Raw genomic sequence first — 16,162 nt, forward strand, 5'->3', positions numbered from 1 at the left:
GGGCCGGAGGGCGGCCTCGTCCTCCGGCCCGGGGCTCTGGTCCCTCCGACCCCGGTGACCTGGTTCTTTTGTCCCATTCCTATGGATTTGGCGGGATTTTTCCTTGCCATTCCCTGCCATGGGCGTTTGGCTGGAAGACGACTGCGCGACCTCTCCGTACCCGTCCGGAAGGCTCTCCAGTGTCTTCGCACCCTGCCACCGGTCGTGAGGCGGCGGACAGCCGCCGATGGTGGGCCCTGACGGTCATCGCCATCGCCCAGCTCATGATCGTCCTCGACGCCACCATCGTGAACATCGCTCTGCCGTCGGCCCAGCGGGACCTCGGCATCTCCGATGCCAACCGGCAGTGGGTGATCACCGCCTACACGCTCGCCTTCGGGGGCCTGCTGCTCCTCGGCGGCCGGCTCGGCGACCTCTTCGGCCGCAGACGCGTCTTCACCGTCGGCCTGATCGGCTTCGCCCTCGCCTCCGCGTTCGGCGGCTCGGCGTCCGGACCGGCGATGCTGTTCGGGGCCCGCGCCCTGCAGGGCGCCTTCGGCGCGCTGCTGGCCCCGTCGGCACTGGGACTGCTCTCCACCACCTTCACCGATCCCAGGGAACGCGGTACGGCCTTCGGCGTCTTCGGCGCGATCGCCGGCGGCGGCGCCGCGATCGGCCTGATCCTGGGCGGCCTGCTGACCGAGTACCTGGACTGGCGCTGGTGCCTGTTCGTCAACACCCCGATCGCCGCCGCCGCGGCCTTCGCCGCCTCCTACGTCCTCACCGCCGACCACATCGGCAAGGGGCACCGGGTCAGACTGGACCTGCCCGGCGCGGTGCTGGGCTGCGGCGGCCTGCTGGCCGTCGTCTTCGGCATGTCCGAGGCCGTGACCAGGGGCTGGGGCAACGGGCTGGTGCTGAGCGCGCTGGCGCTGGGCGTCGTCCTGCTGGTGGTCTTCGTCCTGGTCGAGAGGCGCACCAGACACGCGCTGCTCCCGCTGCACATCGTCGCCGACCGCAACCGCGGCGGCGCCGCCCTCTCGATCGGCCTGACCATGATCGGGATGTACGGGCTGTTCCTCTTCCTCACCTACTACCTGCAGGTGATCAAGCACTTCTCGCCGGTGCTGTCGGGCCTCTCCTTCCTGCCGATGACGGTCTCCATCGTCGCCACTTCGACCGGCTTCTCGGCCCGGATGACGACCAGGGTGCCCACCAGGAACCTGGTCGCCTCGGGCCTGGTGATCGCGGCGGGCGGGATGGCCTGGCTGACCCGGATGACGGTGGACAGCCCGTGGGCCGGCACGGTGCTGCCCGCCGAACTGCTGCTCGGCCTCGGTATGGGCATGGTGTTCATGCCGTCGACGAGCCTGGCCACCCTCGGCGTCGCCCGGAACGAGGCCGGCGCGGCGTCGGCCACCATCAACTCGGCCCAGCAGGTGGGAGGCTCCTTCGGTACGGCGCTGCTGAACACCGTCGCGGCCAGTGCCACCGCGAGCTACCTCGCCACCCGGATCGCCGCCGACCCGCGGGTCCGGGCGCAGGGCGCGGTGCACGGCTATGTGACCGCCACCTGGGTGGCGACGGGCGTCCTGCTGCTCGCGGCGCTGGCCGCGTTCCTGCTGATCAACCACCGCCCGGCGCCCGGCGAGGCCACGAGGGCGGTCGGTGTCGGTGCGGTCGGTGCCGGTGCCGGTGCCGGTGCCGGTGCCGGTGCCAGCGCCAGCGCCGCGACGCGTGCCGAGGCGGGCGCGCGGGCGCGGGTCACGGCGCGGGAGACGGACGCGAGCGCCAAGGCGGGGGCGGTGACGCCCACCGGGAGACAGCGGGCCTCCTGAAAGTTGCCGCAAGGTCTTGCAGTCGGCCTCCGGGGCCTGCTTGACTCCTGGGCACCGTCTCAGGACCCTCCTGGGCACCGTCCAGGACCAAGGAGGCGCCGCCGTGCCGGACCCCGAGCCGTTCGAGTTCGACCTGCTCGTCGTCGGCGGCGCCGGCGTCGACACCATCGTCCGGGTCGACCGGCTCGAAGTCCCGCCCGGCGAATCGCAGCAGGTCGGGCCCGTCCGCGACTACGTCGCCCACACCGGCAACGGCGTCGCCCTCGGCGCCCACCACCTCGGCCTGCGCACCGCCTTCATCGACTACCTGGGCGACGACCCGCAGGGCCGGCTGGTGCTCGCCGAGTACGCCCGCCAGGGCCTGACCTTCGCCCACCTCGTCTCGCCGCACGGCACCCCCCGCGCGGTCAACCTGGTGGACGCCGCCGGCCGGCGCTTCTCCTTCTTCGACGCCCGCCACCCCGCCGACCTGCGGCTGCCGCGCTCGTTCTACCTGCCGTACGTCGAGCGCAGCCGGCATGTGCACCTCTCCATCACCGGCACCAACCGCGCCATGTACGGGGACCTCCACCGGCTCGGCCGCACCACCTCCACCGACCTGCACGACTGGGACGGCCGCGAGCCGCACCACCGGGACTACGCGGTCAACTCCGACCTGGTCTTCCTCTCCGTGGCCGGCTGCCGGGGCCGGCACGAGGAGGTGATGCGCGGAATCCTCGCCGAGGGCCGGGCCACCGCCGTGATCGCCACCGCCGGCGCCGAGGGCTGCCACCTGCTCACCCGTGACGCCCCGCCGCGCCACCTCCCGGCCGTCGACCCGGGCCGCCCGGTGGTCGACACCAACGGTGCGGGCGACGCCTTCGTCACCGGGTTCCTGCACGCCTGGTTCCAGGGCCGCCCGCCGCTGGACTGCGCCCGGGCGGGCTCGGTGGCCGGGGCCTTCGCCTGCACCACCGCCGGGACGCACACCGCGTTCATCACCCCCGCCGAACTGGCCGCGGCGCCGGCCGGTCCGGTGGGCCAGGGCGGCGGTGCCGGGGGCGCCGGCGGCGCCGGACGTCCGGCGGAGTGACCTATTTCTCATCCGGCTCCCAGCCGCGCATAACACCCTTCCCAGCTCCACCCGCCATAGTCGGACCGTACTCGCGCCGACCCCCGAGGCAGGAGCAGAGCAGGTATGGGCCAGCACCGCCGCCGTAACCCCCGCCGACGCCTTCTGGCCCCCGTCCTGTTCACCGCTCTCGCCGCCCTCACCGCGGCGACGGTGGTGGCGGGCACCCACGGTGTGACCTCCGAGGCGACGGCCGTCGGCAGCCCGCCCCCGGCGGTCACGGCCCCGGCCGTCCCGCCGCCCGCCGCCCCGTCGACCGCCGGGGACCCGCCGTCCCCCACGACGGAGCCCACCCCCACGGCGGAGCCCACCCCCTCGGACGAGGCCTCGGCCGAGGACCCGTCGCTCCTCGCCCGCGCGTCCGCGCCGACCGCCGCGCCGACCACGGTCAGGGCCGGCACCACCGCCGAGGCCCAGGCCACCCCCGAAGCGGCCACCGTGGGCGCCCTGTTCAGCGGCGGGGTCGGGCCCGGCAACCACTTCTGCACCGCCAGCGTGCTGCACAGCCCGACCGGCAACCTGCTGCTCACCGCCGCCCACTGCCTCGGCGGTGCCGACGGCGTCACCTTCGCCCCGGGCTACCACAACGGCACCGCCCCGTACGGCACCTGGCGGGTCACCGCCGTCCACACCGCCGCCGGCTGGTCCCAGAACGGCGACCAGGACGAGGACTTCGCGATCCTGGAGACCGCCCCCAGCAACGGCCGGCGGATCGAGGACGTGGTCGGCGCCAACCAGCTCGGCACCGACGAGCCCTTCGGCTCCGCCGTCCGCCTCTACGGCTACCCCGCCGACTCCGAGGCCCCGATCCTCTGCGCCAACACCACCGGCCGCGAGTCCGCCTACCAGCGCGTCGTCGACTGCCCCGACTACCCGGGCGGCACCAGTGGCGGCCCCTGGATCAGCACCGCCACCGGCCACGTCATCGGCACCATCGGCGGCTACCAGCAGGGCGGGGACACCTCCGACACCTCCTACAGCGCCTACTTCGACCACACCGTCGCCGACCTCTACACCGAGGCCGAGGCGGCGGCCTCCTGAGCCGGCCGCCCGGCCCGCCGTCACAGCCCGCCATCCCCGGCGGCCGGCCCGGCGGGCGGGGCACGGGGCCGGTACGGCCCGGAACATGACGAAGGCCCAGATCCGTGGATGAACTCCACTGACCTGGGCCTCTGTTGCACTTCTCGCGAAGTGCCCCCGGCAGGATTCGAACCTGCGCACCCGCCTCCGGAGGGCGGTGCTCTATCCCCTGAGCTACGGGGGCCTGTTTGGTGTCTTCGCGTTCGCTCCGACGTGGAGAACATTACCAGGCCCGGGGCGTGCTCCGTGCACGGGTTTCGCCGACGGGTGATCGGCCGGTCGATCGGGCGGCGGGGAGCGGAAGCGGAAGTGGCGAAAGGCCGGACGGGGCGCGGGGCGCGCCGATACCCTCGGTGAGGTGTCTGGAGAGTCCGGGCGGGTCCTCGTGGTGGACGACAGCGAGGCGATCCGCCAGCTGATCAGGGTCAATCTTGAACTCGAGGGCTTCGAGGTGGTGACCGCCGCCGACGGGGCCGAGTGCCTGGAGGTGGTCCGCCGGGTGAAGCCGGACGTCGTGACGCTCGACGTGGTGATGCCACGGCTGGACGGTCTGCGCACGGCGGCCCGACTGCGGGCGGCGCCGGGGACGCGCCGGCTGCCCATCGCGATCGTCAGCGCCTGCACGCCGGCCGATCTCGATCTGGGGGAGTCGGTCGGGGTGGACGGCTACCTGGGCAAGCCCTTCGACCCGGCCGATCTGGTGGCGCTGGTGCGGCGGTTGATGGTGCTGGGCGGGACACCGGGCGAATTTCGCCCTGAGCGAACAGATCGGACGGATCGTGGCTGACACCCCCGCCGCCACGGCGGCCGGGTGTCTCAACCGGTAAACCGGGTGGCGGGCGGGCACCCCGTCTCGCCTACGCTTGGCGTCGTGACCCCCGCAGAACTTTCCCAGGCAGTCCAGGCCGCAGTGAGCGGCGCCGTCGAGGCGGGTGAGCTGGCCGTCGCCGTGCCCGAGCACGTGACGGTCGAGCGACCCAAGAACAGGGACCACGGCGACTACGCGACGAACGTGGCCCTCCAGCTCGCGAAGCCGGCCGGCAAGCCGCCGCGAGCCGTGGCCGAGCTGGTCGCCGCCCGTCTGCGAGAGCTGCCCGGGGTCGCCGGGGTCGACATCGCCGGGCCGGGTTTCCTGAACATCACCTTCGACGCCGCCACCCAGGGCGAGCTGGCCCGCACCATCGTCGAGGCGGGCGCGGAGTACGGCCGCAACGAGGCGCTCAGGGGTCTGCGGATCAACCTGGAGTTCGTCTCCGCCAACCCGACCGGCCCGATCCACATCGGCGGCGTCCGCTGGGCCGCCGTCGGCGACTCGCTGGCCCGCGTGCTGAAGGCCTCCGGCGCCGACGTCACCACCGAGTACTACCTCAACGACGCCGGTGTGCAGATCTCCAAGTTCGCCGCCTCGCTCCAGGCCGCCGCCAACGGGCGCGAGGTGCCCGCGGACGGCTACGTCGGCGAGTACATCGGCGACATCGCCAAGGCGATCACCGACGGCGTCCCGGGCGTGCTCGACCTGCCCGGGGACGAGCAGCTCCAGGTCTTCCGCACCGAGGGCCTCAAGCTCATGGTGGCCGAGATCCAGCGCTCGATGGACGAGTTCGGCACCCACTTCGACACCTGGTTCTCGGAGAAGTCGCTGCACGACTCCGGCGCCATCGAGCAGGCCATCGAGCGGCTGCGCGAGCAGGGCCACGTCTTCGAGCGGGACGGCGCGATCTGGCTGCGCACCACCGACTTCGGTGACGACAAGGACCGCGTCCTGATCAAGGCCGACGGCGAGACCACCTACTTCGCCGCCGACGCCGCGTACTACCTCTCCAAGCGGGACCGCGGCTCCGAGGTCTCGGTGTACATGCTGGGCGCGGACCACCACGGCTACGTCAACCGGCTCAAGGCCATCTCGGCCTGCGCGGGCGACGACATGGACCGCAACATCGAGGTCAGGATCGGCCAGTTCGTGAAGATGCTTCGCGACGGCGAAGAGGTCCGCATGTCCAAGCGGGCCGGCAACATCATCACCATCGACGACGTCGTCGACTGGATCGGCGTGGACGCGGCCCGTTACACCCTGGCGCGCTCGTCCACCGACTCCACCATCACGCTCGACATCAACGTGCTGACCAGCCAGACCAACGAGAACCCGGTCTACTACGTCCAGTACGCGCACACCCGGATGTGCGGAGTGGCGCGCAAGGCCGCTCAGCTCGGCGTGGACAAGGGCGCGGCGGAGGACTTCAAACCCGAGCTGCTCTCCACCTCGTGGGAGAACGACATCCTCGGCGCCCTCGGCGAGTTCCCGCGCGTCCTGGCCACGGCCGGCGAGCTGCGCGAGCCGCACCGGGTCGCGCGGTTCCTGGAGGACCTCGCGGGCAAGTACCACCGCCTGTACGAGAACTGCATGTTCCTGCCGAAGGGCGACGAGGAGCTCACGGACACGCACCGGGCCCGCCTCTGGCTGGTCGAGGCCACGCGAACGGTCACGGCCAACGGCCTCACGCTCCTGGGCGTTTCGGCGCCCGAGCGGATGTAGCACCACCCCCAAGCGCGCAGCGGGGGCGGCGGACGGTCGACGGAGACCGTCGCCGCCCCTCGCCATAGGTCAAGGACGAGAAGACAGATGAGCCGCTCCGCACACCCCGCAGGTCCCCGCCACGGCGACGTGCTGCCCGAGGGCCACTACCAGGCGCCGCCGAGCGACCTGAACGCGCTCGACCCGAAGGTCTGGTCGAGGACCGTCACCCGGGACGCCGAGGGCGTGGCCACCGTCGGCGGCATCGACGTCAAGCGGCTGGCCGCCGAGTTCGGCACCCCGGCGTACGTGCTGGACGAGGAGGACTTCCGGGCCCGGGCGCGCGCCTGGCGGGAGGCCTTCGGCACCGAGGCGGACGTGTACTACGCCGGCAAGGCGTTCCTCTCCAAGGCCGTCGTGCGCTGGCTGCACGAGGAGGGCCTGAACCTGGACGTCTGCAGCCCGGGCGAGCTGGCGGTGGCGCTGGCCGCCGGGATGCCGGCGGAGCGGATCGCGCTGCACGGCAACAACAAGTCGGTGGCCGAGCTCGAACACGCGGTGAAGACCGGTGTCGGCCACATCGTGGTGGACTCCTATGAGGAGATCGAGCGGCTGGCGGCGATCGCGGCCCGGCACGGCGTCCGGCAGCAGGTGCTGATCCGGATCACGGTCGGTGTCGAGGCGCACACCCACGAGTTCATCGCCACCGCGCACGAGGACCAGAAGTTCGGGCTCTCGCTGACGGGGGGCGCCGCGGCCGAGGCGGTCCGCCGGGTCCTGGCCCACCGGAGCCTCGAACTGCGCGGCATCCACTCGCACATCGGCTCGCAGATCTTCGACACGGCCGGCTTCGAGGTCGCCGCCCGCCGGGTGGTCGGCCTGCTCGCCGAGATCCGCGACGAGCACGGCGTCGAGCTGCCCGAGATCGACCTCGGCGGCGGCCTCGGCATCGCGTACACCAGCGAGGACGACCCGCGCGAACCGGCCGAGATCGCGGCCGCGCTGGCCGAGATCGTCCGCCGCGAGTGCGCCGCCGCCCGGCTGAGCGCCCCCCGGCTGAGCGTGGAGCCGGGCCGGGCGATCGTCGGCCCGACGGCGTTCACGCTGTACGAGGTCGGCACCGTCAAGGCGCTGGAGGGCCTGCGCACCTACGTCAGCGTGGACGGCGGCATGTCCGACAACATCCGTACCGCGCTCTACGACGCCGAGTACTCGGTCGCCCTGGTGTCGCGTTCCAGCGACGCCGAGCCGATGCTGGTCCGCGTGGTGGGCAAGCACTGCGAGTCCGGCGACATCGTCGTCCGGGACGCCTTCCTGCCGGCCGACCTGACCGCGGGCGACCTGATCGCGGTGCCCGCCACCGGCGCGTACTGCCGCTCGATGGCGAGCAACTACAACCACGCCCTGAAGCCTCCCGTGGTGGCCGTCAAGGACGGTTCGGCCCGGGTGATCGTCCGGCGCGAGACGGAGGAGGATCTCCTGCGTCTCGATATCGGATGACGAAATCCTTGTCTCAGATCATGGAACGACCGTAGATCCGTGCGGAAAGTCCCGGAGACTGGAACAGACCGAAGGTCCGGCGGACCCCCGAAACCCCGTCGGAACTACCGAAGCACGATGAATGCAGAGCGGAGTCGGATGATGCGTACGCGGCCGCTGAAGGTGGCGTTGCTGGGCTGTGGTGTGGTGGGCTCCGAGGTGGCGCGCATCATGACGACGGACGCCGCCGACCTCGCCGCGCGCATCGGCGCGCCGGTCGAGCTCGTCGGCATCGCGGTCCGCCGGGCGGGCCGGGCCCGCCCGGGCGTGCCCGAGGACCTGATCACCACCGATGCCGAGGCCCTGGTCAACCGGGGCGACATCGATGTGGTGATCGAGGTGGTGGGCGGTATCGAGCCGTCCAAACACCTCATCCTGTCGGCGTTCGAGCAGGGCGCCTCGGTGGTCAGCGCGAACAAGGCGCTGCTCGCCAAGGACGGCACCGAACTGCACGCCGCGGCCGCCGAGGCCGGGGTGGACCTGTACTACGAGGCCGCGGTGGCCGGCGCGATCCCGCTGCTGCGCCCGCTGCGCGAGTCGCTCGCGGGCGACCGGGTCAACCGGGTGCTCGGGATCGTCAACGGCACCACCAACTTCATCCTCGACAAGATGGACAGCACCGGCGCCGGCTACTCGGAGGCGCTGGAGGAGGCCACCGCGCTCGGCTACGCCGAGGCGGACCCGACGGCCGACGTCGAGGGCTTCGACGCCGCCGCCAAGGCCGCGATCCTGGCCGGCATCGCCTTCCACACCAAGGTCACCGCGGCGGACGTCTACCGCGAGGGCCTGACCGAGGTGACCGCCGCCGACATCGCCTCCGCCAAGCGGATGGGCTGCGTGGTCAAGCTGCTGGCGATCTGCGAGCGGGCGGCGGACGGCGAGTCGGTCACCGCCCGGGTCCACCCGGCGATGATCCCGCTCTCGCACCCGCTCGCCTCCGTCCGCGAGGCGTACAACGCGGTGTTCGTCGAGGCCGAGGCGGCCGGCCGGCTGATGTTCTACGGCCCGGGCGCGGGCGGCGCGCCGACCGCCTCCGCGGTCCTCGGCGACCTGGTCGCGGTCTGCCGCAACAAGCTCGCCGGCGCCACCGGCCCCGGCGACTCGGTGTACACCCGGCTGCCGGCCAAGCCGATGGACGAGGTGGTCACCCGGTACCACGTCAGCCTGGACGTGGACGACCGCGCGGGCGTGCTCGCCCAGGTGGCGTCCACCTTCGCCGAGCACGGCGTCTCCATCGACACCGTGCGCCAGCAGGGCCGCGACGGCGACGCCTCGCTCGTCGTGGTCACCCACCGTGCCACCGACGCCGCGCTGTCGGCGACGGTCGACAAGCTCCGCGCGCTGGACAGCGTGCGGGACGTGGCCAGCATCATGCGGGTTGAAGGGGAGTAGGAAGCACCATGAACGCAGCGATCGCCCGAGGCGCGCACACCCACCAGTGGCGCGGCCTGATCGAGGAGTACCGCGACCGTCTGCCGGTCAGCGCCACGACTCCCGTGGTCACCCTGCTGGAGGGCGGCACGCCGCTGGTCCCCGCCCAGGTGCTCTCCGAGCGCACCGGCTGCGACGTCTACCTCAAGGTGGAGGGCGCCAACCCGACCGGTTCCTTCAAGGACCGGGGCATGACGATGGCCATCTCCAAGGCCAAGGAGGACGGCGCCCAGGCGGTCATCTGCGCCTCCACCGGCAACACCTCGGCCTCCGCCGCCGCCTACGCGGTGCGCGCCGGGATGGTGTCGGCGGTGCTGGTGCCGCAGGGCAAGATCGCGCTCGGCAAGATGGGCCAGGCGCTGGTGCACGGCGCCAGGATCCTTCAGGTGGACGGCAACTTCGACGACTGCCTCACCCTTGCGCGTGAACTGTCCGAGAAGTACCCGGTGGCGCTGGTCAACTCGGTGAACCCGGTCCGGATCGAGGGCCAGAAGACGGCCGCGTTCGAGATCGTCGACATGCTCGGCGACGCGCCCGACATCCACGTCCTCCCGGTCGGCAACGCGGGCAACATCACCGCCTACTGGAAGGGCTACCGCGAGTACGCCGCGGACGGCCTGAGCACCCGCAGGCCGCGGATGTGGGGCTTCCAGGCGTCCGGCTCGGCCCCGATCGTGGACGGCGCCCCGGTGCTCAAGCCGCAGACCATCGCCACCGCGATCCGGATCGGCAACCCCGCCTCCTGGGACTTCGCCCTCGCCGCGCGCGACGAGTCGGGCGGCCTCATCGACAAGGTGACCGACCGTCAGATCCTCTCAGCCTACCGGCTGTTGGCCTCTCAGGAGGGCGTTTTCGTGGAGCCCGCCTCGGCCGCCTCGGTGGCCGGCCTGCTGGCCAAGGCGGAGGCCGGCCTGGTCGACCCGGGCCAGCGGATCGTCTGCACGGTGACCGGCAACGGCCTCAAGGACCCGGACTGGGCGGTGGCCGGCGCGCCGCAGCCGCAGATCGTCCCGGTCGACCCGGAGGCGGCCGCCCAGCGGCTCGGCCTGCTGGACTGACCGGCGGACCCACGGGCGCACGGTGGGCCGACCCTTTCGGGGGTCGGCCCACCGCCGTTCCCGGCTGACACTTTTGTGTCAATTTCATGGCGCTTTCCGACGCCATCGCCGCATGTATTCCGGCCAGAAGCGGCAACACACCAGATCGAAGGCCTACGGGGTGTACCACTGTGGAACCTGTCTTCGATACTCTGGGTCCGGCCGTGTGGCACATGCCCCGGGTCCGGCCCCTGTGCGGGCCGCACCAACGACTGTGACCGCCCGCCCCGGCCGGGGCCCGCGGCCCCTCCCCACCCTCGCACCGACGCGCTTCGCGCCGCCCGATTTCCCCAGGAGAGTCCACCGCATGGCCGGTCCTGCGTTCCGTGCCGCCGCCGTCCGGGTCCGGGTCCCCGCGACCAGCGCCAATCTCGGCCCCGGTTTCGACGCCTTCGGACTCGCGCTGGGTCTGTACGACGACGTGGTCGTCCGGGTCTCCGACTCCGGGCTCTCCGTCGACATCGCCGGCGAGGGCGCCGACACCCTGGCCCGCGACGAGCGCCACCTGGTGGTCCGCTCGATGCGGGCCGCCTTCGACCGGCTCGGCGGCCAGCCGCGCGGCCTCGAGGTGGTCTGCGCCAACCGGATACCGCACGGCCGCGGCCTGGGCTCGTCCTCCGCCGCGATCTGCGCCGGCATCGTGGCCGCCCGCGCCGTCACCATCGGCGGCCCGTCCGCCCTGGACGACGACGCGCTGCTGGTCCTCGCCTCCGAACTGGAGGGCCACCCGGACAACGTCGCGGCTTGCCTGCGTGGCAACTTCACGGTGGCCTGGACGGACGAGGAGTCGGCCAGGGCCGTCACCCTGGAGCCGTCCGACCGGGTCGTCCCGGTGGTGTTCGTCCCGGCCACCGAGGTGCTCACCGAGACCGCCCGCGGCCTGCTGCCCAAGACCGTTCCGCTGGCCGACGCCGCCGTCAACGCGGGCCGCGCCGCGCTGCTGGTGGAGGCCCTGACCCGGCGGCCCGAGCTGCTGCTCGCCGCCACCGAGGACCGGCTGCACCAGGACTACCGGGCCTCCGCGATGCCGGACAGCGCCGCCCTGGTGGGCGCGCTGCGCGCGGAGGGGATCCCCGCGGTGATCTCCGGCGCGGGGCCGACCGTCCTCGCGCTCACCGACGAGGCGGGCGCCGACAAGGTGCTGGCGTTCGCCGGTGACCACGGCCACGGTGGCGGCCCGGCGTTCGCCGCCCACCGGCTGGAACTCGACCGGGCCGGGGCCGCGGTGCTCCCGCTCGACGTCTGAGCACGTCGTCCGCTGGGCCCGGTCCGGCACGGCCGGAGCCGGGTCCTCCGGACACGATTGGTAAGCGCAAGGCTGGGGAATGTCTGAGGGGGTCGGTAGTGTTAACCTCATTGCTGCACCAGGTGCCCTCCGGGGCTCGGTGCGCCGCGTCCCGATCCCAGCACTCCGCTCACGCGGAGTCCCGGCGATATCCGGGGCGACGATTCTCCGGGAGCCCACCGCAGCGCGTACGCAGCCTGCCTGCGCACATGCGGCCGCATCCCGAAGCCGTGATGGCACCTGACTCCCACCCGCGGCCTCCCACCTAGAGGCGAGGACGGGCGGAGCACGGGCCGCTGTCACGCGACGGGGGCCCGGGATTCGCAGGCAACAGCGCAGGTCGGCACTCGACCGCGCCACTCAGCACCACCGTGCTTCACGCACCGCACCTCGCAGCTCTCCCCCGACGGGCCAACCGCCATTCGGGGGATCACCGCCTCGGACCGACGCAGTCGAGCGTTGGTCAGGACAGCACAACCGGTCGCCGAGCCAGACAGGCCGACGTCCGCTCCAGGGAAGGACCCTTAGTGAGCGACACCACCGATCTGATGGGCGCGCGCCCGGACGCCGAGGCGCCGGACGCAGCCGCCGCCCCCGCGGCCCCGGCCCGGCGCCGTCGCACCGCCGCCGCGGGCCTGGACGGCCTCGTCCTGGCCGAGCTGCAGAAGCTCGCCTCGACGCTCGGAATCAGCGGCACGGGACGCCTGCGCAAGAGCCAGCTGATCGAGGCCATCAAGGAGAAGAGCGGCGGGGACCCGCTGCTCGCGGCCGGCGGCAGCACCGCCGCCCCGGCCGCCAAGCGCGCCGCCAAGGCCGCTCCGGCCGAGGCCGCCGCGCAGGCCGAGCCGGCCGAGAAGCCCGCCCGTCGCAGCCGCGCCGCGCAGGCCGAGGCCCCGGCCGCCGAGGCACAGGCCGCCCAGATCGAGATCCCGGTCCAGGCCGCCGCCGAGACCGCCGCGCCGGCCCGTGCCGAGCGCACCCGCCGCCGGGCCACCTCGGCCGCCGGCGCGCCGGTCGCCGAGACCGCCGAGGCGCCCGCCGCGGTCGCCACCGAGGCCAAGCAGGCCGAGGCCCGCCCGGACGCCACCCGCACCTTCGAGGGCCGCGAGGAGGGTCGTACCGAGACCCGCCGCGACCGCCGGGACCGCCGCGACCGCCGCGAGGGCGGCGAGCGCGACGGCCGTCAGGAGGGCGGCGAGGCCCAGGCCGGCCAGGACGCCGACTCGCGCGAGTCGCGTCGCGACCGCCGCAACCGCCGGGACCGCACCGACCGCCAGCCCGCGCAGCAGGGCCAGCAGCAGAGCGCCCAGAGCGACGGCCAGCAGAGCCGTCAGGGCGGCCAGCAGGTCCAGCCGCAGGTGCAGCAGGGCGGTTACGACGACGACGAGTTCGGCGACGGTCGCCGGGGCCGTCGTGGCCGCTACCGTGACCGCCGGGGCCGCGGCACCCGCCGCGAGGGCTTCGAGGCCGGCGTGGTCGAGCCGCAGGTCGGCGAGGACGACGTGCTGATCCCGGTCGCGGGCATCCTCGACATCCTCGACAACTACGCGTTCGTGCGCACCTCCGGCTACCTGCCGGGCCAGAACGACGTCTACGTGTCGCTCGCCCAGGTCCGCAAGAACGGCCTGCGCAAGGGTGACGCCATCACCGGTGCGGTGCGCCAGCCGCGTGACGGCGAGCGCCGCGAGAAGTTCAACGCCATGGTGCGGCTGGACTCCGTCAACGGCATGGACCCGGAGAGCGGTCGCAGCCGCCCCGAGTTCAACAAGCTGACCCCGCTGTACCCGCAGGACCGGCTGCGCCTGGAGACCGACCCGGGCGTGCTGACCACCCGGATCATCGACCTGGTGTCGCCGATCGGCAAGGGCCAGCGCGGTCTGATCGTCGCGCCGCCGAAGACCGGTAAGACGATGGTGCTGCAGGCGGTCGCCAACGCGATCACCCACAACAACCCCGAGTGCCACCTGATGGTCGTCCTGGTCGACGAGCGTCCGGAAGAGGTCACCGACATGCAGCGGTCGGTGAAGGGCGAGGTCATCTCCTCGACCTTCGACCGCCCGGCGGAGGACCACACCACCGTCGCCGAGCTGGCCATCGAGCGTGCCAAGCGCCTGGTGGAGCTGGGCCACGACGTGGTGATCCTGCTGGACTCCATCACCCGCCTCGGCCGTGCCTACAACCTGGCGGCGCCGGCCTCCGGCCGCATCCTGTCCGGTGGTGTCGACTCGACCGCGCTCTACCCGCCGAAGAAGTTCTTCGGCGCCGCGCGCAACATCGAGAACGGCGGCTCGCTGACCATCCTGGCCACCGCGCTGGTCGAGACCGGCTCGCGCATGGACGAGGTGATCTTCGAGGAGTTCAAGGGCACCGGCAACATGGAGCTCAAGCTCGACCGGAAGCTCTCGGACAAGCGCATCTTCCCGGCCGTCGACGTCGACGCCTCCAGCACCCGCAAGGAGGAGATCCTGCTGGGCAGCGAGGAGTTGGCCATCGTCTGGAAGCTCCGCCGGGTGCTGCACGCGCTGGACTCGCAGCAGGCGATCGAGCTGCTGCTGGACAAGATGAAGCAGACCAAGAGCAACGCCGAGTTCCTGATGCAGATCGCCAAGACGACCCCCGGGTCCGGCGACTGACCGCACTCGGGTCACTCGTGAACACGGAACCCCGGACCGCGCGAGCGGTCCGGGGTTCCGTGTTTGTTCCAGGGTTGGGACACATTGAGCCTTTTGGATCATGTTGTCCGATTTACTCTGGACCGTATGGCCGAGCACAAGAGGGTTCCGAGTCGCCGCCGCAAAGTCCTGCGGTCGGTCGCGTGTGCGTTCGCCGCGCTCGTCGTGCTCGGCGTCGGGGCCGCCGGCTACGCCTACGTGAAGTTCAACGGCAACCTCAAGAGCGTCGACATCGACGCCCGGCTGGGCACCGCACGGCCCCCGGCCGCGACCGACGGCTCGTTCAACCTCCTGGTGCTGGGCTCGGATTCACGGGCCGGCGCGAACGGCGGCCTGGCCGGCGGGGACACCGGCGACACGGCCCGCTCGGACACCGCGATGGTGGTCCACATCAGCCAGGACCACTCGCGCGCCGAGGTCGTCTCGATACCGCGTGACACCCTGGTCACCCGCCCCGACTGCACCGACTCCACCGGCAGGCCCGCCCCGGGCGCCAAGCGCGCGATGTTCAACAGCGCGTACGAGACCGGCGGGGCCGCCTGCGCGGTCAGGACCACCGAACAGCTCACCGGGCTGCGGATGGACCACTACGTCGAGGTCGACTTCGTCGGCTTCGCCCACGTCGTGGACGCGATAGGCGGGGCCACCGTGACGACCACGGTGGCCATCCACGACAAGGACAGCGGGTTGGACCTCCCGGCGGGGGAGCACCACCTCAACGGCGAGCAGGCGCTGGCCTTCGTCCGTACCCGGCACGGCGTCGGTGACGGCAGCGACCTCGGCCGGATCGAACTCCAGAAGCAGATGGTGCGCTCGCTGCTCCAGCAGGCCGGCGGGATCGGGCTGTTCGGCAACCCGGTCAAGCTCTGGTCGGTCGGCGACACCCTCACCCGCAGCATCACCACCGACTCGGCACTGGCCTCGGTGAACTCCCTGGTGGGGCTGGCCCAGGAACTCAAGGGCATCGGCCCCGACCAGCTCAGCATGGTCACCCTGCCGGTGGTGACCGCCCCCGGCGACCTCAACCGGGTGGTCGAGCAGCAGCCCCAGGCCGATCAGCTCTGGGCCGCCCTGAAGGCCGACCAGCCGCTCCCGCAGGCCATCGTGGCGGACCAGCCGCAGAACCCGGCCCAGGCCGCCCCCACGGCCCCCGCGAAGGCCCCCACGGCCCCTGCGAAGGCTCCGAAGGCCCCGGCGGGCGGCGGAGCGGGCGCCACCGCGAGCCGCTAGGACGCGCCCGGAATATCCCCGGACCGGACCCGGTTTGGGAAGAAGCGGCCGGTCCTGGCAGACTGGTCCGTCGGTCCCGGTTCACGTGCGGCATTCAAGTCGCCGACCCGGTGCCCTCCCGAACACTAGGAGAACCCCTTGAAGCCCAACGTTCACCCCGAGTACGTGGTCACCCGTGTGACCTGCACCTGCGGCAACGAGTTCACCACTCGCTCGACCGAGGCCAGTGGCGAGATCCGCGCCGAGGTCTGCTCGCAGTGCCACCCGTTCTACACCGGCAAGCAGAAGATCCTCGACACCGGTGGCCGCGTGGCCCGCTTCGAGGCCCGCTTCGGCAAGCAGCACAGCGCGAAGGCCTAGCGCTCCCTCGGCGCCGGTCCCCGACGCC

The 16,162-nt window shown here is 72.5% G+C and carries 12 protein-coding genes and 1 tRNA gene; 12 read left to right on the plus strand and 1 reads right to left on the minus strand.

What is annotated here, in order from left to right:
- The first annotated feature begins 179 nt into the window (after positions 1-179).
- The 3 genes from ACIQIB_RS15530 to ACIQIB_RS15540 all read left to right on the plus strand — a co-directional run bounded on the left by ACIQIB_RS15530 (position 180) and on the right by ACIQIB_RS15540 (position 3,969).
- The gene (locus ACIQIB_RS15530) at positions 180-1,817 is read left to right on the plus strand and encodes an MFS transporter (RefSeq protein WP_400758374.1); all 1,638 of its coding nucleotides are present in this window, start codon (positions 180-182) and stop codon (positions 1,815-1,817) included.
- 103 nt (positions 1,818-1,920) lie between these two features.
- Positions 1,921-2,889 (plus strand): carbohydrate kinase family protein, encoded by a 969-nt coding sequence (locus tag ACIQIB_RS15535; RefSeq protein WP_363604777.1) that lies wholly within the window; start codon positions 1,921-1,923, stop codon positions 2,887-2,889.
- Positions 2,890-2,994: 105 nt separating this feature from the next.
- Positions 2,995-3,969, plus strand: coding sequence for a trypsin-like serine peptidase (locus tag ACIQIB_RS15540; protein ID WP_400758376.1), 975 nt, complete (start codon positions 2,995-2,997; stop codon positions 3,967-3,969).
- A 151-nt stretch (positions 3,970-4,120) separates the two neighbouring features.
- On the opposite strand, the gene ACIQIB_RS15545 is transcribed toward ACIQIB_RS15540, so the two are convergent.
- A tRNA-Arg gene (locus ACIQIB_RS15545) sits at positions 4,121-4,192 on the minus strand.
- 174 nt (positions 4,193-4,366) lie between these two features.
- Here ACIQIB_RS15545 and ACIQIB_RS15550 point away from each other — a divergent pair.
- The 9 genes from ACIQIB_RS15550 (at position 4,367) to rpmE (ending at position 16,134) form a co-directional block, all read left to right on the plus strand.
- Positions 4,367-4,795 carry a response regulator gene (locus ACIQIB_RS15550; protein WP_400758377.1) on the plus strand — a complete coding sequence of 143 codons (429 nt, stop codon included), beginning with the start codon at positions 4,367-4,369 and terminating at the stop codon, positions 4,793-4,795.
- An 84-nt stretch (positions 4,796-4,879) separates the two neighbouring features.
- Positions 4,880-6,541, plus strand: coding sequence for an arginine--tRNA ligase (gene argS, locus ACIQIB_RS15555; RefSeq protein WP_400758379.1), 1,662 nt, complete (start codon positions 4,880-4,882; stop codon positions 6,539-6,541).
- Positions 6,542-6,628: 87 nt separating this feature from the next.
- Complete coding sequence (gene lysA / locus ACIQIB_RS15560) at positions 6,629-8,020, plus strand: diaminopimelate decarboxylase (protein WP_400654599.1); 1,392 nt, start codon at positions 6,629-6,631, stop codon at positions 8,018-8,020.
- Between the two features lie 138 nt (positions 8,021-8,158).
- Positions 8,159-9,451: a homoserine dehydrogenase gene (locus ACIQIB_RS15565; RefSeq protein ID WP_363604783.1), complete on the plus strand. Its 1,293-nt coding sequence runs from the start codon at positions 8,159-8,161 to the stop codon at positions 9,449-9,451.
- An 8-nt stretch (positions 9,452-9,459) separates the two neighbouring features.
- Positions 9,460-10,548 (plus strand): threonine synthase, encoded by a 1,089-nt coding sequence (thrC, locus tag ACIQIB_RS15570; protein ID WP_400758380.1) that lies wholly within the window; start codon positions 9,460-9,462, stop codon positions 10,546-10,548.
- Between the two features lie 346 nt (positions 10,549-10,894).
- Positions 10,895-11,833 carry a homoserine kinase gene (thrB, locus tag ACIQIB_RS15575; protein WP_400758382.1) on the plus strand — a complete coding sequence of 313 codons (939 nt, stop codon included), beginning with the start codon at positions 10,895-10,897 and terminating at the stop codon, positions 11,831-11,833.
- 566 nt (positions 11,834-12,399) lie between these two features.
- On the plus strand, positions 12,400-14,505 hold the full coding sequence (gene rho / locus ACIQIB_RS15580; RefSeq protein ID WP_400758383.1) for a transcription termination factor Rho: 2,106 nt from the start codon (positions 12,400-12,402) through the stop codon (positions 14,503-14,505).
- A 126-nt stretch (positions 14,506-14,631) separates the two neighbouring features.
- On the plus strand, positions 14,632-15,774 hold the full coding sequence (locus ACIQIB_RS15585; RefSeq protein ID WP_363604788.1) for an LCP family protein: 1,143 nt from the start codon (positions 14,632-14,634) through the stop codon (positions 15,772-15,774).
- A 138-nt stretch (positions 15,775-15,912) separates the two neighbouring features.
- A complete protein-coding gene (rpmE, locus tag ACIQIB_RS15590) occupies positions 15,913-16,134 on the plus strand; it encodes a 50S ribosomal protein L31 (protein WP_363604790.1) in 222 nt (73 codons plus the stop codon).
- The last annotated feature ends 28 nt before the right edge of the window (positions 16,135-16,162 follow it).

This window comes from Kitasatospora sp. NPDC092286 (assembly GCF_044755565.1).
GTDB lineage: Bacteria > Actinomycetota > Actinomycetes > Streptomycetales > Streptomycetaceae > Kitasatospora.

Coding starts and splice junctions, on each gene's coding strand:
- ACIQIB_RS15540 (WP_400758376.1), top strand. CDS start 2,995: ATGGGCCAGCACCGCCGCCGTAACCCCCGCCGACGCCTTCTGGCCCCC.
- lysA (WP_400654599.1), top strand. CDS start 6,629: ATGAGCCGCTCCGCACACCCCGCAGGTCCCCGCCACGGCGACGTGCTG.
- ACIQIB_RS15565 (WP_363604783.1), top strand. CDS start 8,159: ATGATGCGTACGCGGCCGCTGAAGGTGGCGTTGCTGGGCTGTGGTGTG.
- thrC (WP_400758380.1), top strand. CDS start 9,460: ATGAACGCAGCGATCGCCCGAGGCGCGCACACCCACCAGTGGCGCGGC.
- thrB (WP_400758382.1), top strand. CDS start 10,895: ATGGCCGGTCCTGCGTTCCGTGCCGCCGCCGTCCGGGTCCGGGTCCCC.
- ACIQIB_RS15585 (WP_363604788.1), top strand. CDS start 14,632: ATGGCCGAGCACAAGAGGGTTCCGAGTCGCCGCCGCAAAGTCCTGCGG.